Source organism: Pseudomonas sp. NLJ1 (assembly GCF_049486705.1).
In the GTDB taxonomy this organism is placed as follows: Bacteria; Pseudomonadota; Gammaproteobacteria; order Pseudomonadales; family Pseudomonadaceae; genus Aquipseudomonas; species Aquipseudomonas inefficax.
Window position 1 is genome coordinate 1,593,570 of the sequence record NZ_CP137735.1, and the last position, 19,748, is coordinate 1,613,317.

Sequence of the window (19,748 nt, forward strand, 5' to 3'; positions counted from 1 at the left end):
TTCAGCACCGCCCAAACCGGGCTATGGTCGGGGTTTGCCCCAGGCCCTGAGCCTGACCGCGCCATCGCAAGGACCCTGTATGAGCCTGTCACTTCTCAGTCGCTATGCCCTCTTCGCCGCCTGTGTACTGTTCACCTTGGCAAGCCTGCCCTTCACCCACCACGAATGGTTGTGGCCGTTCACCCTGAGCACCGCCATCCTCAGCCTGATCGGCCTTTTCGACCTGTTGCAGCAGCGCCACGCGGTACGCCGTAATTACCCGATCCTGGGCAACATCCGCTACCTGGTCGAAGCCATTCGCCCGGAAATCCGCCAGTACCTGCTGGAGGCAGACAGCGACGCCCTGCCGTTCTCCCGCGCCCAGCGCTCGCTGGTGTATGCCCGGGCGAAGAATGAAGCCTCGGACAAACCCTTCGGCACCCTGATCGATGTGTACGAGTCCGGCTTCGAATTCATCGGCCACTCCATGCGCCCGGCGCCTTTGGCCGACCCGGCAAGTTTCCGGGTCATCGTCGGTGGGCCGCAGTGCAGCCAGCCATACTCGGCGTCGATCTTCAACATATCGGCGATGAGCTTTGGCTCACTCAGCGCCAACGCCATCCGCGCCCTCAACCAGGGCGCCAAGCTGGGCAATTTCCACCATGACACCGGCGAGGGCAGCATCAGCCCCTACCATCGCGAGCATGGCGGCGACCTGGTCTGGGAACTGGGCAGCGGCTATTTCGGCTGCCGCACGCCGGACGGGCGCTTCGACCCCGAACGCTTCGCCGCCCAGGCACGCAGCCCGCAGGTGCGGATGATCGAAATCAAGATGAGCCAGGGCGCCAAGCCCGGCCATGGCGGCATCCTGCCCAAGCACAAGGTGACCCGGGAAATTGCCGAAACCCGTGGCGTGCTGATGGGCGAAGACTGTATCTCGCCGTCACGCCACAGCGCCTTCTCCACCCCCATCGAGATGATGCAGTTCATTGCCCAGCTGCGTGAACTGTCTGGTGGCAAACCGGTAGGCTTCAAGTTCTGCCTGGGCCACCCGTGGGAGTTCATGGGCATCGCCAAGGCCATGCTGGAAACCGGCATCCTGCCCGACTTCATCGTCGTCGACGGCAAGGAAGGTGGCACCGGCGCGGCACCGGTGGAGTTCACCGACCACATTGGCGTACCACTGCGCGAAGGGCTGCTGTTCGTGCACAACACCCTGGTCGGCCTGAACCTGCGTGACAAGATCAAGCTTGGCGCCAGCGGCAAGATCGTCAGCGCCTTCGACATTGCCAGCGTGCTGGCCATTGGCGCTGATTGGGCCAACTCGGCGCGCGGCTTCATGTTCGCCATCGGTTGCATCCAGTCGCAGAGCTGCCACACCAACAAGTGCCCGACCGGTGTAGCCACGCAAGATCCACTGCGCCAGCGTGCGCTGGTGGTGCCGGACAAAGCCCAGCGGGTGTTGAACTTCCACCACAATACCTTGCGAGCCTTGGCCGAAATGCTGGCTGCTGCGGGGCTGGAACACCCGGCGCAGCTGGAAGCCAAGCATCTGGTGCGACGCATCTCGGCCACCGAGATCAAGCTGTTCTCGCAGATGCATGTGTTCTTGAAGCCGGGTGAGCTGCTGACTGGCGAGGTGAATGGCCAGTTCTATTCGCGCATGTGGCAGCTGGCGCGGGCGGACAGCTTCGAACCAAACAGCGAAGTGGCAGCCTGATAGAACCCTGGGGCCGCTGCGCGACCCTTTCGCGACACAAGGCCGCTCCTACAGGAAATCGCGACCCATGCTGCTGTCGCGGTCGCCTGTAGGAGCGGCCTTGTGTCGCGAAAGGGCCGCAAAGCGGCCCCAGCCATTTCAGATCAGGAAGCAGTACTGGCCACACCCTGCGCGTCTTTCGGCGCCAGGCGGAACGCGTAGTACAGCACCGTCAGCAGCACCAGGAACGCCGGGCCGATGTACAGCGCCACGCGGGTATCCTCGAAGTACGCCATCAGGCCGACCACCAGCACCAGGAAGGCCAGCGCCAGGTACGAGCTCAACGGCCATAGCCACATGCGGTATTTCAGCGCCTTGCGTTCAGTGGAGCTCAGGCCGGCGCGGAACTTCAGCTGCGCCAGCAGGATCATCACCCAGGTCCAGATCGCGCCGAAGGTGGCGATCGAAGTAACCCATACGAAGACCTTCTCCGGCACCAGGTAGTTGGCCAACACGCCCAGCAGCAGCGCGCCGATGGACAACAGCAGCGCGTTGCGCGGCACGCCGTTCTTCGAAGTACGGGCGAAGGCCGCCGGGGCCTGGCCGTTCTGCGCCAGGCTGTAGAGCATGCGCCCGGTGCTGAAGATGCCGCCGTTGCACGACGACAGTGCTGCAGTGATGACCACGAAGTTGATGATGCCGGCGGCGGTCTTGATGCCCAGGCGCTCGAAGGTCATGACGAACGGGCTGCCCTGGCTGCCGATCTCGTTCCACGGGTAGATCGACAGGATCACGAACAGCGCACCGACATAGAACAACAGGATGCGCCAGAACACCGAGCCGATGGCCTGCGGGATGGTCTTTTGCGGATTGCGTGCTTCACCGGCGGTCAGGCCGATCATTTCCACGCCCAGGTAGGCGAACATCACCATCTGCAGCGACATCAGCACGCCGGTCACGCCATTGGGCATGAAGCCGCCGTTGCTCCACAGGTTGGAGATACCCATTGCCACACCGTCATTGCCGAAGCCAAAGGCAATGATGCCGATGCCGCCAAGGACCATGGCAATGATGGTAACGATCTTGATCAGGGCGAACCAGAACTCGAACTCACCAAAGGCCTTGACGGCCACCAGGTTGACCGCACCCATGCTGCCCAGCGCCGCCAGGGCCCAGATCCAGCGCGGTACGTCGGGGAACCAGATGCCCATGTAGATGGCCACCGCAGTGATTTCGGCAACGCAGGTCACCAGCCACAGGAACCAGTAGTTCCAGCCAGTAAGAAAGCCCGCCAGCGGGCCGAGATAGTCCTGGGCATAACGGCTGAACGAGCCAGCGACAGGGTTGTGCACGGCCATTTCGCCAAGGGCGCGCATGATCACCAGAATGGCCAGGCCGCCGATGATGTAGGACAGCATGATAGCGGGGCCGGCCATTTCGATGGCCTTGGCCGAACCGAGGAAAAGACCGACACCGATACAGGCGCCCAGCGCCATCAGGCGGATGTGCCGTTCGCCCAGTTCGCGCTTGAGCGGGCCGCCTTCAGTGGCCTGGCCGTGGGCAGGATGGTTGCCGACTGGCATAGCAATACAACCTCATTTTGTTATTGGATTTGACCTTCGTGCAGCACCGGCCACGCCGATAGGCGAAGCGTTGGCTTGCCGGGCTGGCCTCGTGGGCCGGCCCGTGTGCCGGAATAGAGCGCCCGGCAAGGCGAAGGGGGCGAGCAGTATAGGAAGACCGTTGTAGGGATTTTCGCTGTATAAACAGGAAAATTCAGCTAGATTTCTGGGGCGCGAAGCGGACCCAAAATCGCCCGGCCACCATAGCAACATCGCCGTATCAAGAAACCCACACCAAAGCCGCATAGCCCTACGCCACTTTTCGCCGTCTCTTACAAATTTTTCACCTGACCCGCTCAACGTCTAAGCTTCAGACAAGCAAGACGAAAATACCTGGCCGGATTGAAGACTATGGGCGCACTGTGGCAATCGGAACCAAGCAGAACGGAAGCACCCGAGATACCTCCGGCCGAGACGCCACAACCCAAATCCCCCCGTCAGCGTCGGCTATGGTGGCGGCTGATCATCCTTATCCTGCTGGTGGCGCTGGTGGCCATCGGCTTCGCTGCGTATGACGAATTCCGCACCTCCAACCTGCAGTCACGGGAATTCAGCAAGCTGGCCAGCACCCTCACCTATTCGCTGCAACCAGGCCCCAGCGATGCCATCGTCTACCCTGGCGAAGGGCCGTTCGACAAACGCCTGGGCTACAGCGCCCTGAGCGAATTCCTGCCGCGCCTGCTCAAGCGCGACTACCTGATCAGCGAACAAGTGAGGTTCTCGCCGGCGTTGATGAACTACGTCGATCATGGGCTGTTCGCCCCCTATATCGAGAAAATCCAGGCAGGCCTGTCGATCACCGACTGCCGCGGCGACGTACTGTACCAGTACAACTACCCACAACACCTGTACCCGGACTTCGCTGCGATCCCGCCGGTGATCGTCAACAGCCTGCTATTCATCGAGAACCGCGACCTGCTCGACACCAAGGACCCGCGAAACAACCCGGCCGTGGACTGGCCGCGCTTCGCCAAGGCCGCCTACAGCCAGGTGGCCAAATACCTGGCCCTGCCCGGCCAGTCCGCTGGCGGCAGCACCCTGGCCACGCAACTGGAAAAGTACCGCCATTCACCGGACGGCCTGACCGTTTCCGGCGCCGAGAAGATCCGCCAGATGATTTCCGCCAGCGTGCGCGCCTACCAGGGCGGCCCCGACACTACCGAGGCACGCCAGCGCATCGTGCGGGACTACCTGAACAGCGTGCCGCTGTCGGCAGTGCCCGGGCATGGCGAAGTGCATGGCATGGCCGAAGGCCTGCGGGTGTGGTACGGCGCCGATTTCGACCAGGTCAACCAGACCCTGAATTCCACCGCCAGCGACCCCGAAAGCATGGCCGCACGCGGCCTGGCCCTGCGCCAGGTGCTGTCGCTGATGATTGCCCAGCGCCGGCCCTCGCACTACCTGTCCAAGGGTCGGCTCGAACTGGCCGAACTGACCGATGCGCACATCCGTGTGCTGGCCGCCAACAAGGTCATCGAGCAGCCACTGGCCGACGCGGCACTGGCCAGCAAGGCGGTATATCGCGATTGGGTGGCGCAACCGACCATCGTGCCGATCGTCACCAACAAGGGCATCAGCCTGGCACGCAACCGCCTGGCGGCCATGCTCAATCGCCCGCTGTACGACCTCGACCGGCTCGACGTGTCCGCCACCAGTACCCTGCAGTCCGACCTGCAACTGCAGGTCAGCCAGTACCTGAAAAACCTTGCCGACCCTGAATTCGCGGCGCAGATCGGCCTGATCGGCGAACGCCTGCTCACCGCCAAGACCACTGACCAGGTGAGCTACAGCTTCACCTTGTTCGAGCGCACCGCCGACGGCTCGCGGGTACGGGTGCAGACCGACAGCACCGACCAGCCCTTCGACATCAACGAAGGCAGCAAGCTGGAACTGGGTTCTACCGCCAAGTTGCGGGTGCTCACCACCTACCTGGAAATCATCGCCGAGCTGCACGACAAGTACGCCGGCAAGCCTGCCGCCGAGTTGAAGAAAGTCGAAGTCGCCGAACTCGACCGCATCAGCCAGTGGTCGCTGGAATGGCTGGCACAGAACAGCAAGAACCAGAGCCTGGACGCCATGCTCGATGCCGCGTTGGAGCGCAAGTATTCAGCCAACACCGGCGAAGCCTTCTTCACCGGCGGCGGCATGCATGTGTTCAACAACTTCCGCAAGGAAGACAACAGCCGCAACCCAACCCTCAAGGATGCATTGCGCGAATCGATCAACCTGCCGTTCATCCGCCTGATGCGCGACCTGGTGCGCTACGTGACCTACCAGCAGCCGTACAACCGCGTGCCGCTGCTCAAGGACGACTCCGACCCGCGCCGCCAGGAATACCTGGCCCGTTTCGCCGACAAGGAAGGCACCAACTACCTGATGCGCTTCTGGAAGAAGTACCAGCGCAAGACCTCGCAGCAGCGCCTGGACACCTTCCTCGACAGCATGCGCGTGACCCCGCAACGGTTGGCGGCCGTACACCGCTACCTGTTCCCCGAGGCAGGCCAGGAAACCTTCAACGCGTTTGTCCGTGCCCACCTCAAGGGTGACAAGATCGTGCTGGGCAAACTGACCGATGGCCGCCTGTCGGAGATGTACGACGCCTATGGCCCGGGCAAATACGACCTGCCCGATCAGGGTTATATCGCCAAGGTCCACCCGCTGGACTTGTGGCTGCTCGGTTACCTGCTGAAGAACCCCGGTTCGACCTTGACCGAAATGGTCAATGCCAGCCGCTTCGAGCGCCAGGAGGTATACGGCTGGCTGTTCAAGAGCCGCCATCAGGGCGCCCGTGACAGCCGCATTCGCACCATGGTGGAGATCGAAGCGTTCCTCGACATTCACCAGCGCTGGAAGCGCGTGGGCTATCCGTTCGACCACCTGGTACCCTCGCTGGCCACCGCCATCGGTAGCTCGGGGGATCGACCTGCCGCCCTTTCCGAGCTGGTCGGCATCATCCAGAACGACGGCGTGCGCCTGCCGACCTTGCGCATCGACACACTGCACTTCGCGGCCAACACGCCCTACGAGACCAAGCTGGTCACTGACCCGGACCGGGGTGTGCGGATACTGCCGGTCGAAGTGGCGCGCGCCCTCAAGGGCGCCATGTCGCAGGTGGTGGATGCGGGCACTGCGCGGCGTATTTCCGGCAGTTTCAAGCTGCAGGACGGTACACCATTGGTGATGGGCGGCAAGACCGGCACCGGTGACAACCGCATCGAAAGCTTTGGGGCTGGGGGCCGGCTGATCGGCTCGCGCTCGCTGAACCGTACCGCCACTTTCGTGTTCTTCCTGGGCGACAACCACTTCGGTACCTTGACCGCGTTCGTGCCGGGGCGCTCGGCAGAGGCCTTCAAGTTCACCTCGGCGCTGCCAGTGCAGGTACTCAAGGGCATGGCACCGATCCTCATGCCGTACCTGCAGCCGGGCAATCCGAATGAGTGCAAAGCGCCGCAGGTGGCGCTTAACGCGCCACGCGCTCCTTGAAGCAGCCTTGACCCGTTCACCTTGATTCGCGAAAAGGGCCGCAAGGCGGCCCAAAGGTTTCAGCAGCCGTGCAAATTGCGACGCTGACGGACCTGGAATACATAGGCGAGCACCTGAGTCACTTCTCTATCGGAATGAGTCCGTTACCAAACACCGCCGCAAAAAGTTGCGCGCGCCATATACAATCAGATAGATGCTCGGGATCACATGGTTAAAAAGGACGCGAGTACCAGTAGCTTTTCTACACCAGCAAACCATTCCCGCCTGCAGTTGCCACCCCAATCAATGTAGAAGAGCTGACTTTTTGATTCTGGCAGCCTACAAGACTCTGTGATACCTTCGCCACCGCCGTCACCCTCGCTGGCCCGGAGATCATTATGACCAACTCTCTCGATAGCTTTAACGTTCCCGAAAAGCATCGTCATAAGACTGCTATGGGATTTGTCGTGGAGTCACTGCGCGAAGCCATATTGTCGGGAGCGATAGCTGAAGGGACGCCACTGCGTCAAGAAGAGCTAGCATTGAAATTCGGCTTAAGCCGTATGCCAATCAGGGATGCCATCAGACAACTGGAGGCTGAAGGGCTCGTAACCTATGAAGTGCATAAGGGCGCCTCTGTTGCGGTTATGACAATTGCAGATATTGCCGAAATCTATGACATGCGAATCATGGCCGAGTGCACAGCGCTAGATTTCAGCTTTGATAATATCTCTGAAAGCGATTTGACTACGTTGCACGAAATTGTCAGCGAGATGGAAACAGTTATCGAACCTCATCAGCTCAGCGAGCTGAATGAGAAGTTCCACTTTATGCTGTACTCGAAGGCAGATCGACCTCGATTACTGGCTCTGATCAAGTCACTACACGACTCAGTGGACCGTCATCTGCGATTCTTATTGACCAATCTGGATTATCACAGGCAGTCGCAGCTTGATCACAGAAATATCCTGAACGCGTGTGCGAAGGGTGACCGCGTTGCGGCCCAACGATGCCTGGCCAAGCACCTTTCAGAGGGCCGGGATTCGATCGTTTCATTTCTTGAAGCCCGACGCAACAGCGGTCTTCTATAGTCGATCGCACGCATTCCATAAAACTGCATAATCTACTATTTCGCCTACAAGCCGAGGCAAGGGAAAACCGGAACACTCAAGTATTTTCGGGTACATGCTTGTGCTCGTAAAACCCGGCAGCGTATTGACTTCGTTCAGGAGAACCGTTCCGTCATTCCGCAGAAAAAAATCGACCCTGGCATAACCTGTAAGCTCAAGGCACCTAAAGGTCTTCTTTGACAACTCCTGTATGGAGCTGACTATCGATTGTGGCAACTGACAAGGTACACGGATATCCGCGGCATCAGCCACATCATATTTCGCTTGATAATCATAAAATCTCTGTCCCTCCTTGGTTACAATCTCGCCCACCACCGAGGCTAGTAATCCACCTGCAGACTCCAAGACACCGCATTCCACCTCTCTACCCAAAATCTCCACTTCCACCAACACCTTGGTATCTATCCGCGCCGCGACAGCGTAAGCCTGTGCATATTCCGATGCATTGCTAACTCTTGACACTCCTATTGACGACCCTGAAGTCGCAGGTTTTACAAAAAGAGTTGTGCTGCCCAGGCATTCGACAACCTCGTCCCATGAGCGCATGGTTCTCATAGCCATCCATGGTGCCACAGCGACTCCCGAGAACTTGAGCAACCGCTTGGTAATGTCTTTGTCCATTGACACGGCCGAACCGAGCACGCCTGATCCGACACATGGAATGCCACACATCGCTGCCAGTCCCTGGATGGTCCCGTCCTCACCCCACCGCCCGTGCAATGCAGGAAAAAGCAGATCGATGTCAACCTCTACTGCTCGTTGTCCGTTCGCCTCATATGTCAGCGAGCGCCGACCGGGACAAAGTGACACTACTGGTGCAGCGCAGTTTACCTCGCCTGGACAGGCTCTCGGCTGCCCCTGATACCTCCAAGTCCCTTCCTGATCAATCGCTATGCAGTGCACCTGATGACCTAACGCCAGGAGTGCAGTGTGAATCGCTGCGGCTGAACGTAGGGACACAAAATGTTCAGTGCTCCTTCCCCCGAAAATCAGTGCAATCACAATTTGTTTCATTTTAGCTGCCTCGCTGAATCGATTTTTGGCTACTGTATCCAATATCCAATAAGAAAAACAACAGCCAATCGCCGAAAGCGAGGTAACGAACACCATGCTCGAATCCTCCAACGGGAAGTGCTCAAACGCGTCTTCTCATAACGTGTGTGCCACCTCTACCAGACAAACAATCCGAGCCATCGCAGTTTCTGCTCCTGACTACATCAGGGGCACCAAGTCGCGTAAGGCCCTGAACAGCCCGGATCCCGTTAGCCTTTTCAACGCTTGCCGCTGCGCTGCCAATGCTGCTGTACGGGGAGATGGCGCTTGGGGTGAAAGTAACTGGGCACAGACAGGAAAAAAGCTCAGAAATAATTTTCTACTCATGTACTCACTAGATGACATGCATCTACTCAAAGATCTCTTGCAGTCTGAACAACCAAACATAGTCTTTATCGGTGCAATGACTTTGTGCATGCCCGGCGCTATCGAATGCGCAAAGCTAGTTAGAGAAACACTGGGGGGCTACACATTAATAGTGCTCGGCGGCCGCCACATAAATGAAACTATTTTCCTAACTGAAGAGAATCAGCGATTCCGATCATCAGTTATGCATCACACCGCATCACCAGGACGACTTATCAGAGACGGAAAAATACCACCACTCTTTGACATCATAATTTCCGGTGAAGCAGAACTGCTGATAAAGCGGGTCGGAGAATTAGTTACACAGGCTTCGCAACAACCGGCACCCTATATTGCTGAACATCTGGATCGGCGAATTGCCGGACGCTGGATTATTGATTTTCCACACCTTGACAAGACGCTGGTAAGCGCTGGCACTCCCCTAAAGCACGATGAACTACCATCGGTTGTGGAGACGTTTGGAATCACAGCCTCCTTTGAGGTCTTCGGTGGGCGGATGACCTCACATGTCTTTAGTGACACTGGACCAGGATGTGTCTACGACTGCGTTTTTTGTAGTGAGCGCAGGAGCGTGACCGGAAACATTCAAGAAATTAAGAGCGCCGCCGGGCGACTCTACAAACAGTTCAGAGCAACCGTCAACACGGTGAGGCAACACCACCCATACAAGAAAGCGAGTGCATTCGTTGAAGACTCCATATTTCTTAGTGGTAGCCAAAATGCAATAAGCCAACTGTGTTGCCTACTAGAGCAACAACCCCTAGATATTATTTTTGGAGGCCAATTCACCATAGATCAGATCATTAATAAGTCGGGCATAATTAAGCGCCTTGCACAGAATGGGCTCACATATGTATTTATCGGCCTAGAAACTCTAGAGCCAATTGAGATAGGTGGATTGAGCAAAGATCTTGGAAGCAAAAAAGACACTTGGGAGAACCGTTTCATACAAGTTCTAAACATACTCAAAGACAATGGAATATCCTGCGGATGCGCCCTATTGTTCGGCTTAGGCGAAACGCATACCAGTCGCAAAAAATTAGTAACGCGGCTGACACTTTCCAAAAGGGATATAGGACAACCGATCCTCATCAGTGCAAACTGGGCTGTTCGACACCCATTAAGAAATGACGACGAAAGTGATAGTGAAGATTTTCTCCGCTGGGGAACACCAGAGGGCGAACTCCTGGAGTGCTTCCACAGCTTTGGCGAAGCTTCTCTAGAATATCCTCTACCCAATGTTGCGCCACCTACAGTCACCGAGGTTAGGGAAGTTCTTCACCTCTTAAAAGAATTCGAGGCAATCCGTGTCTAACCTTAATCTCAGCAATTTGGCCCAGATAGGAATTTTTCCAGTAGGTGACACATATTCTTCGCATACACCAAGCATGGAGTGCACTACCTTCCTAGCCGATAAGGTCCAGTTGCTACCTAAAATAAACAAAAGAAACCTTATAAAGACAAACAACCAACTTTTCAACGGACTCTATTACGGAGGCGTAGATACTCCAACCACTCGCCAATTGGCTTCAAAAATAGCAAGCATTGAAAAAGGTCAATTTTCAGTACTTACGCCTTCTGGACAGTCGGCGATCAGCTTATTGCTACTGAGTTTTCTCAAACCCGGCGACCACATACTTGCCATTGACACAGTCATATACTCAACAAGATGGTTACTTGATCATTGTCAACACATGGGCGTTGCAGTCGAGTACTTCACACCCAAGGACGCGAGCACACTGGAAGCAAAATTGAGGCGTGAAACAAAACTAATTTTCATTGAGAACCCCGGCTCTATTACATACGAACTAGTTGATATCTGCACTATTATTAATTCATGCAGCGACCACCCGGCGCTGATCGTTACCGACAACACTTGGGCTGCATCGTTTTATCAGCACCCACTAGAGTTAGGTGCTGATATCAGCCTTATTTCAATGAGCAAAACGCATGCTGCAATAGAAGGTATTTCATTGGGTGCACTGATCACTCGGCGCAGAGATCTTTTTGTAAAACTTAAAACAATCTCAGCTTTAACTGGCAATCATGTTAGCTCGCACACTTGCGCCGCAGCTTTACGAGCGCTCAGCACATTGGGCGCTCGCTTATCTTTTCAGATGAACACCACTCGAATAGTCGTCAAACACCTCGAAACCTCTCCATTGTGCAAAAAAATATTACACCCTACAGCTCAATATACAGACGACACCTTACGGCACTTTAGGATAAATGGATTTAACAGCTTGTTGACCCTTGAACTCTCATGTTCTCGTGATAATTTGATAAACAGGATAAACCGTCTAAGGCTTATCAAAATTGGATATGGATGGGGAGGTTCAATAAGCGTTATAAATCTTGCTAAAACAAGCAATCTGCCATCGGCAAAGCGCTTTAACCTTAGTTCTTCTTGTGCAAGATTGTACTTAGGGCTGGAAGACCCGCACGATCTGCTCATTGACCTGGACAACATGCTTAAGAACTGAATCCAATCAGCATTTATTATGGGGCTTTATGATATGCGCACAATAGCCACAACAGAAACATATTCATTCAGTGAAAAAGCGCTTCTCGAAAAGATCTACGAATTCATTAATCTCCACAGCTTTGGCACTCTCCACATCATGGCTGGACACTTCATGTTGTTTTTTGACCATCAAGACAAACAATTACGGCCGGGCATATTTGAAGACATCCGCAACCCTATCCTGCAGGAGCAAGTTAAATCTCGAGTTGGCATATTCCCTACATACACATGGAAACTGGCAATCCAGCTCGCTGAGCATCAAAAAATAACCAACAACAAATTGGCAAAGCTCATACTTCTGATAAACGACTGGCAGTACATACCCGGCGACCAAAGCGATACTGACTACAGGACCGAGTTCTACGAACGTTTTACCAAACTACCTGACTCATACCTTTCATTACTGGAGGCGTCAAACACCATTTCAACCAAAAACATATGCGAAAGTCGAAGACACTCAATATGCTTTCCTGAAACCTGGCTGAAAAATCGCTTCCAAAATGAGGCTGCGCGCTTGGTCAAGCAAAAAAAACTTGAGAAGCGTTATCTACCGGATAGACCAGAAATGTCAGAAATTACATTTACTGATGCTTCAGGCACAACATTGCCACTAATAAGTTGCGGCATGACTGGTTGCGCTGGCGAAATAACGGAAATGATTTCTGAAGTCTATAAATCCGGATCACGTCTCCTAGTTATTTTTGCACCAAGCGAATGCCATTCACCCATCCGGAAGGGCATTGAAGTAGCACTATCACTCTATGATTTTGAGTCTGTAAGCATATTGGTAGCAGATTTGGGAGGATCTGGAGAACTTACACACGAGGAGATATTTAGCAAAGGTGCTCAAGTCGTCACCTATGAAACATGAGGAAAATACAATGTCGCAATCACCTGTTATCTACTTAGACGCCGCGTCAACTACTCCGTGCCACGATGAAGTTTTAAAGGAGATGCATGAATTCAGCAAAAACACCTTTGGAAATCCATCTTCCTCCCATCTCATGGGTCGACTTGCAAAAAGCGCCATATGCGAAAGCACTTCAACCATCGCCACTCTGCTTGGCTGCCGAACAAATGAACTTATATTTACCTCCGGAGCAACCGAAAGTAATAATATTGTTATTCTTGGGTCTGCTAAGATCAGCCACGCCAGCAACATCATAGTCTGCCCCATCGATCATAAATCCAGCCTTGCCGCGGCAGAAGAACTAGAGCGGCGAAATGTCGAAGTACGCAAAATGCGCGTAACCACAAACGGACGAGTAGACATCGAGCATCTCTACAGCCTGCTGGATGAACGCACGACTCTACTTTCAATATCATACGTCAATTCGGAAATTGGAACAATTCAGAACCTGAAAGAAATAAAAAAAGCACTTACCAAAAAGACAAATGCTTTATTTCATGTTGATGCTGCCCAGGCATTTGGAAAGATCCCCATAAATATCAAAACACTTGGAATTGATTGCGTCTCGCTTTCCGCGCATAAGATAGGCGGCCCAAAAGGTATAGGCGTTCTATATGCATCTCAAGCTGCCATTTCACGCTTGCAGCCACTGACATTTGGCGGTGGACAGTCCCCACTTCGAAGTGGGACCTTGCCTACACAGCTTATCGCTGGCTTCGGTGCTGCTGCGCGCCGCATACAACGCCAAAACCATCGCGAATCTTGGAATGCTGCCTCCCAACGCAGAGCAGCAATCCTTGAAATTTTTAACACTCATAAAATACCCTACCTGATCAACTCCCCTCGTTTTAAGTCTACTCCCCACATCCTCAATATTACCATCACCGGAATTCGTGCTGAGATACTGATCAGCCACCTTGGAAAGGTGTGCATTTCATCCGGCTCAGCTTGCAACGCTCATGATTTAAGACCTTCACATGTCATCACCGGCATAGGACATGATGCGGAAAGAGCCGCTAGTTCAATTCGACTATCATTTGCCAGCGACATGGACATTAATCTAATCCGTAGCGGAGCTGAAATCATCTGCAAAACTGTATTTGCATTGAACCAGTTCATCCACAGGAGCAATCAACATGACTAATAACATCGCCATCATAACCGGGGGCGTCTCCTCAGAGCGGGATGTTTCACTTCAAACTGCCGACGCCGTCTCCAACTCTTTGGAGCGATCAAATATTCGCCACGAAGTTTTCACGATAACTGATTTCAAAGAGCTTCTCAATTTAGATCTTAGTAAATTCACACGTGTGTTCCTGGCTCTCCATGGCGGCTTTGGTGAAAACGGAATGGCTCAGAGCTATCTTGAGGCCCTAGGGATACCCTACAACGGCCCCTCTCCCCAGACCAGCGCAATATGCATGGACAAACTGCTAACCAAGCATGTCGCACAGGGCTTAGGCATCAGCGTCGCAAACTATATGTACTTCAAAAACAAATGCACTGTTGATTTCCAAACAGTACAGGCGCGTCTGGGCAATACATGCATTGTCAAACCAAATCGCGAAGGCTGCAGTTTTGGCGTATCCCTCATCCGTGGTAATTCGTTTGATTTTTTGACAGCCATTAACAGAGCTGAAGAATTCAAAACCGGTATTCTCATCGAAGAGTTTATCACTGGGCCAGAGCTTTCAGTAAGCTACTATTATGGCTGTCTACTTCCCGTTTATACGCTCGACTTCGAAAGCGAGTTTTTCTCATACGATGCAAAGTTCACATCCACCAAAACTACGGCTACACTTGCCACTCTCGATAAAAATTGCTACCGAAAACTTAATATTGATTGCCTTGCCATTGCACAAGCGCTAGATCTCGATTACTTTCGGGCAGACTTCATAATTCACAACTCAGCACCTTATTTAATCGAACTCAACACGCTTCCTGGGTTGACTAGTCACAGCCTATTTCCAAAGGCATGCCTGGAACATGGTATTTCCTTTGACGACTTGATTCTTCGCTTAAACAATTTACACAGGAGCGGCGCACCAGGTCTAAAACATGACTTGCCACACAAAAAAATCAAATAACCCACTCTACATGCAGAATTTTCAGACCCAATGGACGCCAGGCGAGGCGCGGCAAGAAGCTTTCCAACTTGCCAGAGAATGGAAACTTTTTTTGTAGGCGCGGCCTTGTGTCGCAAAAGGGCTGCGCAACAACTCCAGTTCTTTGCGCAACTCAGCTGAAACAAAGGGGCTGCTGCGCAGCTCTTTCGCGACACGAGGCTGCGTCTACTGGATACCTATCGATAAAGTAGATGATAATCATCTGCAATTGAAGGCTTGTCTTTAGATATATCTTGAGTAATATCTTACGATATATCGCAAACGACGGAGCCTTGCCCCATGCGCGAACACACCCCCCATGACCCCTTCGAACGGCGCCCCGGCCGTGGCGAGCGCGGACCACGCGTCTTTGCCCCCGGCGACCTCAAGCTGCTGATGCTGGACCTGCTCGCCGAGCAGCCTGGCCACGGCTACGACCTGATCCGCCAGATCGAAAACCTGTTCGACGGCAGCTACAGCCCAAGCCCCGGGGTGATCTACCCCACCCTCAACTTCCTCGAAGAGGCCGAGCTGATCAGCGGCCAGGTGCAGGGCAGCAAACGCCTTTATGCCATCACCGAAGCCGGTCGCACCGCCCTGGCCGAACAGGCTGTCGCGCTGGACGGCGTGCGTATGCGCATCGAAGTCAGCAAGCGCGCCCTGCGCGGCCACGACCGCCCACCAGAAATTCATGAAGCGGTCGGCAACCTGCGCCACGCGCTGCACATGCATAGCGGCCGGTGGACACCGGAAGAAATCGAGCGGGTTCGCGACCTGCTCAACCATACCGCCAAGGCCATCGCCTCTGGGCCGGCCGAACCTGTCAGGGAGACACCCCATGAGTGACACCATTCACCGCGTGAACCACGAAATCCGCCAACGCCGCCTGCAGGTGCTGCGGGTCACCGAACTGACCCCGCGCATGCGCCGCATCACCCTCGGGGGCGCCGAGCTGCAAGGCTTCACCAGCGTGGGCAGCGACGACCATATCAAGCTGCTGTTCGCCGAAACACCGGAGCAACAGCAAGCCATCGAGGCTCGCAACCTGGGCCGAGAGGGTGGCGCACGGCCTACCATGCGCGAATACACGCCACGGCGCATCGACCTGGTGGCCAATGAGCTGGACATCGACTTCGTGCTGCACGGCGATGGCCCTGCCTCCACCTGGGCCGCGCAGGCGGCACCCGGGCAAACTCTGGACATCGCCGGGCCGCGGGCTTCGATGGTGGTGCCGGACATCTTCGACAGCTATCTGCTGATCGGCGACGAAACCGCCCTTCCGGCCATTGGCCGCCGCCTGGAGGAGTTGCCTGCGGGGCGCCAGGTGCTGGCGGTTATCCAGATCGAAGACGAGCAGGAACGCCAGCCGCTGCCGAGCAAGGCGCAGGTGGAGGTGATCTGGGTACGTCGCCAACAGGAAGACTTGCTGGCGCTGGTGAAAAACCTGACCTTGCCGCAAGGCCGGTTATACGCCTGGGTGGCACTGGAAAAAGCCCTGTCCCGCCAGGCCAAGGCACTGTTGCTGGAGAAAGGGGTGCCTGAAGATGCGCTGAAGGCTGTAGCGTACTGGCGTGCCGACGGGACTGCGGACGACGAATGATTGTTTATTGCTGCCCCGGCCTCTTCGCGGGTAAACCCGCTCCCACAAGGGCGGCGCTGTTCCTGAGGGCAGCGCAGTACTTGTGGGAGCGGGTTTACCCGCGAATGGGGCGCCACCGATCCAGCCCCAGCAGCACCAGCCCGATTCCCCAGAACCCCGCCAACACCCCCAGGGCATTGAGCATCACCTGCCCATACCCCAGGCTCGCCACATCGATGAACGGGTAGGCATATACGCCAATCTCGCTCCCCCGCCACAACGCGTAGGCAAAATACGTTGCCGGATACACCGCCCAGACCGGCAACTGCCATAGGCGCAACCTGCCCTTGGGCACCTCGCACCACCAATACAAGGCATATAGCACGGGCATCACATCATGCATCAGCTCGTCGGCCAGCCATTGCCAGCCCTGCGGTTGCCACAAGTGACGCAACAGCACGCTGTAGGCCAATGCCACCAGCACGATGCTGGCGGCCACCGCGGAACTCACTGAAGGCGACAGGAAAAAACGCTTGGCACGGCCTTCCCGGCCGAATGCCGCATAACTGAGCACCGTTGCCACCAGGGTATTGGTCAACACGGTGAAATACCCGAACACATTGATCAGGCCACCCACCAGGCTGGCCTGCTCCTGCCAACGCGCCAACAGCACCAGGTACACCTGCACGGCCAGGCCGAACCAGCCCAGCACGGCCATGCCGGTCAGCCAGGGACGGCGCGGCATGTCAGGCCTGGCGCTGCAGCTTCACGTACAACTGCTCGACCTTTTCCCGTGCCCACGGCGTCTTGCGCAAGAAAGTCAGGCTCGACTTGATGGTCGGGTTGCTCTTGAAGCAGCGCACATCGATGCGCTCGGCCAGGCCCTGCCATTGGTAGTGCGCAACCAGCTCGGTGAGGATCTGTTCGAGGGTCTTGCCGTGCAGCGCGTTGTGTTGGGCCGTGCTCATGCCAGTGCTCCGTAGGAAAGATGCGCACCTTACACGAGTGTAGTGGTGGGTGGGATCAGATGAGTCGACAGAAAAACCGCTGGCCAGGCGCAAAACCTCTGTGCTGAAATAGAGATGTTATATTGTAACAATACAAAAGCATCTGCCAAGGAACGCCCCATCCCCATGCTGTACACACCGCTTCGCCTCTCTCCTCTCGCCGTCGCACTGTGGCTGGCCGCATCACCCAGCCACGCTGTGGAACTCGAACCCCAGGTCATCACCGCCAACCCTTTGGGCAACAGCCAGCTGGCCGCCCCCAGCACCGTGCTCGACGGCGACAACCTGCTGCAACAGCAGCACGGCAGCCTCGGTGAAACCCTGAACAAGCAGCCGGGGGTCGCTTCCACCTGGTTCGGCCCTGGCGCCAGTCGCCCGGTAATCCGTGGCCTGGATGGCGACCGCATTCGCATCCTGCGCAATGGCGTCGGCGCCCTGGATGCTTCATCGCTGTCCTACGACCACGCCGTGCCGCTGGACCCGGTGACCGTCGACCGCATCGAGATCGTCCGTGGCCCCGCTGCCCTGCTCTACGGCGGCAACGCCATCGGCGGCGTGGTCAACACCTTCGACAATCGCATCCCGGATACCCCCATCGAGGGCATCCAAGGTGCCGGTGAACTGCGCTACGGCGGCGCCGATACCACCCGCAGCAGTGCTGGCAAGCTGGAAGCCGGCAACGGTGCCTTTGCCCTGCACCTGGATGCCAACAGCCGCCAGTTCAACGACCTGCGCATCCCCGGTTACGCGCGCAGTTCCAAGGTGCGCGATGCCGACGAACCCGGCAGCGAGCACCGCCTGGAAAACAGCGACGGTCGCCAGGACGGTGGCGCCGTGGGTGGCGCCTACCATTGGGACCACGGTTACGCCGGCCTGTCGTACAGCCGCTACGACAGCAACTATGGCTCGGTAGCCGAGCCAGGTGTGCGCCTGGACATGAAGCAGGACCATTACGCCTTCGCCTCCGAACTGCACGATCTGCAAGGCCCGTTCACTTCGGTCAAGGTCGATGCCGGCTACACCGACTACGAGCACCGTGAAATCGAAGAAGGCGAGGTTCACACAACCTTCAGGAACAAGGGCTATGAAGCACGTATCGAAGCCCGCCACCAACCGCTCGGGCCGGTAGAAGGCGTGATCGGTGCGCAGGTCAGCCGCAACGAATTCTCCGCCTTGGGCGAGGAAGCCTTCGTCCCGCACACCGACACCGATAGCCTGGCGCTGTTCATGCTGGAACAGTGGCAAGCCACCGAGCGCCTGAACCTGAGCCTGGGCGCACGCATGGAGCACACCCGGGTCGACCCGGATGCCAAAGGCAACGAGAACTTCGCCGACGCCGACAGCGCCAGCAGTTTCAACGCCTTCAGCCTGTCTTCCGGGGCGGTGTACCAGCTCGACCCGATCTGGGCGCTGGCCGCCAACCTCGGCTACACCGAGCGCGCCCCGACCTTCTACGAGCTGTATGCCAATGGTGCCCACGTGGCCACCGGAGCCTTTGAAGTCGGCGATGCCAGCCTGAACAAGGAAAAAGCCATTTCTGCCGACCTGGCCCTGCGTTTCGACAACGGCACCCACAAGGGCAGTGTCGGGGTGTTCTACAGCCACTTCCGCAACTACATCGGCCTGATCGGCACCGGCAACATCCGCGAGGGGCATGGCCACGACCATAACGAGGATGACCACGACCACGATCACGACCATGACGGTTTCCCGGAGTACCAGTACCAGGGCGTGCGGGCGCGCTTCTATGGCATCGAGGCCCAGGACCGCTGGCAACTGGTCGAGAACCGTTATGGCAGCTTCGCCCTGGAGCTCTCCGGCGACTACACCCGGGCGAAGAACCTCGACAATGGCGAACCGCTGCCACGTATCGCCCCGCTGCGCATGAACAGCGGCCTGGTCTGGGAGCTGGACCGCTGGCAGGCGCGGGTCGATGTGCAGCATGCCTCGTCGCAGCATCGCAAACCTGCCAACGAAACCAGCACCGACGGCTACACCACGCTGGGGGCCAGCGTTGGCTACCGCTTCGAAGTTGGCCAGAGCCAGTGGCTGGCGTTTGTGCGCGGCGAGAACCTGACTGACCAGACCGTGCGCTATGCCAGCTCGATCCTGCGCGATATCGCCCCGGCGCCGGGGCGCAGCGTGGAAGTGGGCCTGCGTACCACCTTCTAACCTGACGCGATGCCTGTGGGAGCGGGTTTACCCGCGAATGCGATGCCAGGGCCACCGCCGCATTCGCGGGTGAACCCGCTCCCACAAGGTCCCTCCTTTATCCTCCTATCATCTGTACTGTTACCAGACAAGCAACAATC

Annotated in this window: 15 protein-coding genes; 11 read left to right on the top strand and 4 right to left on the bottom strand. The window is 56.4% G+C overall.

The window, feature by feature from the left end; genetic code table 11:
* The first annotated feature begins 79 nt into the window (after nucleotides 1-79).
* A complete protein-coding gene (locus R9B85_RS07085) occupies nucleotides 80-1,699 on the top strand; it encodes an FMN-binding glutamate synthase family protein (RefSeq protein ID WP_112250580.1) in 1,620 nt (539 codons plus the stop codon).
* Between the two features lie 143 nt (nucleotides 1,700-1,842).
* Here R9B85_RS07085 and R9B85_RS07090 read toward each other — a convergent pair whose 3' ends face one another.
* On the bottom strand, nucleotides 1,843-3,261 hold the full coding sequence (locus R9B85_RS07090) for an amino acid permease (RefSeq protein WP_423770926.1): 1,419 nt from the start codon (nucleotides 3,259-3,261) through the stop codon (nucleotides 1,843-1,845).
* Nucleotides 3,262-3,651: 390 nt separating this feature from the next.
* Between R9B85_RS07090 and R9B85_RS07095 the strand changes: the two genes are divergently transcribed.
* Together R9B85_RS07095 and R9B85_RS07100 are read left to right on the top strand one after the other, a co-directional pair.
* Entirely contained in the window at nucleotides 3,652-6,783 is a 3,132-nt protein-coding gene (locus R9B85_RS07095; protein ID WP_423770927.1) for a transglycosylase domain-containing protein, read from the top strand.
* Between the two features lie 377 nt (nucleotides 6,784-7,160).
* Complete coding sequence (locus R9B85_RS07100) at nucleotides 7,161-7,853, top strand: GntR family transcriptional regulator (protein WP_423770928.1); 693 nt, start codon at nucleotides 7,161-7,163, stop codon at nucleotides 7,851-7,853.
* Here the strand turns inward: R9B85_RS07100 and R9B85_RS07105 are convergent.
* Nucleotides 7,848-9,002, bottom strand: a complete 1,155-nt coding sequence (locus R9B85_RS07105; RefSeq protein ID WP_423770929.1) for a D-alanine--D-alanine ligase family protein — start codon at nucleotides 9,000-9,002, stop codon at nucleotides 7,848-7,850. The two genes, R9B85_RS07100 and R9B85_RS07105, sit on opposite strands and share 6 nt — an antisense overlap.
* Here R9B85_RS07105 and R9B85_RS07110 point away from each other — a divergent pair.
* The 7 genes from R9B85_RS07110 to R9B85_RS07140 all read left to right on the top strand — a co-directional run bounded on the left by R9B85_RS07110 (nucleotide 9,001) and on the right by R9B85_RS07140 (nucleotide 16,450).
* Nucleotides 9,001-10,626: a B12-binding domain/radical SAM domain-containing protein gene (locus R9B85_RS07110; protein WP_423770930.1), complete on the top strand. Its 1,626-nt coding sequence runs from the start codon at nucleotides 9,001-9,003 to the stop codon at nucleotides 10,624-10,626. The two genes, R9B85_RS07105 and R9B85_RS07110, sit on opposite strands and share 2 nt — an antisense overlap.
* Entirely contained in the window at nucleotides 10,619-11,794 is a 1,176-nt protein-coding gene (locus R9B85_RS07115; RefSeq protein ID WP_423770931.1) for an aminotransferase class I/II-fold pyridoxal phosphate-dependent enzyme, read from the top strand. Before R9B85_RS07110 ends, R9B85_RS07115 begins: the two co-directional genes overlap by 8 nt.
* 33 nt (nucleotides 11,795-11,827) lie before the next feature.
* Entirely contained in the window at nucleotides 11,828-12,706 is an 879-nt protein-coding gene (locus R9B85_RS07120; RefSeq protein ID WP_423770932.1) for an LPD16 domain-containing protein, read from the top strand.
* A gap of 10 nt (nucleotides 12,707-12,716) precedes the next feature.
* On the top strand, nucleotides 12,717-13,889 hold the full coding sequence (locus R9B85_RS07125; RefSeq protein ID WP_423770933.1) for a cysteine desulfurase family protein: 1,173 nt from the start codon (nucleotides 12,717-12,719) through the stop codon (nucleotides 13,887-13,889).
* Nucleotides 13,882-14,832: a D-alanine--D-alanine ligase family protein gene (locus R9B85_RS07130; protein ID WP_423770934.1), complete on the top strand. Its 951-nt coding sequence runs from the start codon at nucleotides 13,882-13,884 to the stop codon at nucleotides 14,830-14,832. The genes R9B85_RS07125 and R9B85_RS07130 overlap by 8 nt, the downstream gene beginning before the upstream one ends.
* A 318-nt stretch (nucleotides 14,833-15,150) precedes the next feature.
* Entirely contained in the window at nucleotides 15,151-15,696 is a 546-nt protein-coding gene (locus R9B85_RS07135; protein ID WP_313856231.1) for a PadR family transcriptional regulator, read from the top strand.
* Nucleotides 15,689-16,450, top strand: a complete 762-nt coding sequence (locus tag R9B85_RS07140; RefSeq protein WP_423770935.1) for a siderophore-interacting protein — start codon at nucleotides 15,689-15,691, stop codon at nucleotides 16,448-16,450. The genes R9B85_RS07135 and R9B85_RS07140 overlap by 8 nt, the downstream gene beginning before the upstream one ends.
* Nucleotides 16,451-16,544: 94 nt before the next feature.
* Here the strand turns inward: R9B85_RS07140 and R9B85_RS07145 are convergent, their stop codons facing one another.
* Together R9B85_RS07145 and R9B85_RS07150 are read right to left on the bottom strand one after the other, a co-directional pair.
* Nucleotides 16,545-17,174, bottom strand: coding sequence for a Pr6Pr family membrane protein (locus R9B85_RS07145; protein WP_112250573.1), 630 nt, complete (start codon nucleotides 17,172-17,174; stop codon nucleotides 16,545-16,547).
* A 1-nt stretch (nucleotide 17,175) separates the two neighbouring features.
* Entirely contained in the window at nucleotides 17,176-17,397 is a 222-nt protein-coding gene (locus R9B85_RS07150; RefSeq protein WP_003252112.1) for a VF530 family DNA-binding protein, read from the bottom strand.
* 165 nt (nucleotides 17,398-17,562) lie between these two features.
* Between R9B85_RS07150 and R9B85_RS07155 the strand changes: the two genes are divergently transcribed.
* A complete protein-coding gene (locus R9B85_RS07155) occupies nucleotides 17,563-19,608 on the top strand; it encodes a TonB-dependent receptor (RefSeq protein WP_423770936.1) in 2,046 nt (681 codons plus the stop codon).
* Nucleotides 19,609-19,748 lie beyond the last annotated feature (140 nt).

Coding starts and splice junctions, on each gene's coding strand:
- R9B85_RS07085 (WP_112250580.1), top strand. CDS start 80: ATGAGCCTGTCACTTCTCAGTCGCTATGCCCTCTTCGCCGCCTGTGTA.
- R9B85_RS07150 (WP_003252112.1), bottom strand. CDS start 17,397: ATGAGCACGGCCCAACACAACGCGCTGCACGGCAAGACCCTCGAACAG.
- R9B85_RS07130 (WP_423770934.1), top strand. CDS start 13,882: ATGACTAATAACATCGCCATCATAACCGGGGGCGTCTCCTCAGAGCGG.
- R9B85_RS07125 (WP_423770933.1), top strand. CDS start 12,717: ATGTCGCAATCACCTGTTATCTACTTAGACGCCGCGTCAACTACTCCG.
- R9B85_RS07145 (WP_112250573.1), bottom strand. CDS start 17,174: ATGCCGCGCCGTCCCTGGCTGACCGGCATGGCCGTGCTGGGCTGGTTC.
- R9B85_RS07105 (WP_423770929.1), bottom strand. CDS start 9,002: ATGGTGTTCGTTACCTCGCTTTCGGCGATTGGCTGTTGTTTTTCTTAT.
- R9B85_RS07155 (WP_423770936.1), top strand. CDS start 17,563: ATGCTGTACACACCGCTTCGCCTCTCTCCTCTCGCCGTCGCACTGTGG.
- R9B85_RS07110 (WP_423770930.1), top strand. CDS start 9,001: ATGCTCGAATCCTCCAACGGGAAGTGCTCAAACGCGTCTTCTCATAAC.
- R9B85_RS07090 (WP_423770926.1), bottom strand. CDS start 3,261: ATGCCAGTCGGCAACCATCCTGCCCACGGCCAGGCCACTGAAGGCGGC.
- R9B85_RS07140 (WP_423770935.1), top strand. CDS start 15,689: ATGAGTGACACCATTCACCGCGTGAACCACGAAATCCGCCAACGCCGC.
- R9B85_RS07095 (WP_423770927.1), top strand. CDS start 3,652: ATGGGCGCACTGTGGCAATCGGAACCAAGCAGAACGGAAGCACCCGAG.
- R9B85_RS07135 (WP_313856231.1), top strand. CDS start 15,151: ATGCGCGAACACACCCCCCATGACCCCTTCGAACGGCGCCCCGGCCGT.
- R9B85_RS07100 (WP_423770928.1), top strand. CDS start 7,161: ATGACCAACTCTCTCGATAGCTTTAACGTTCCCGAAAAGCATCGTCAT.
- R9B85_RS07120 (WP_423770932.1), top strand. CDS start 11,828: ATGCGCACAATAGCCACAACAGAAACATATTCATTCAGTGAAAAAGCG.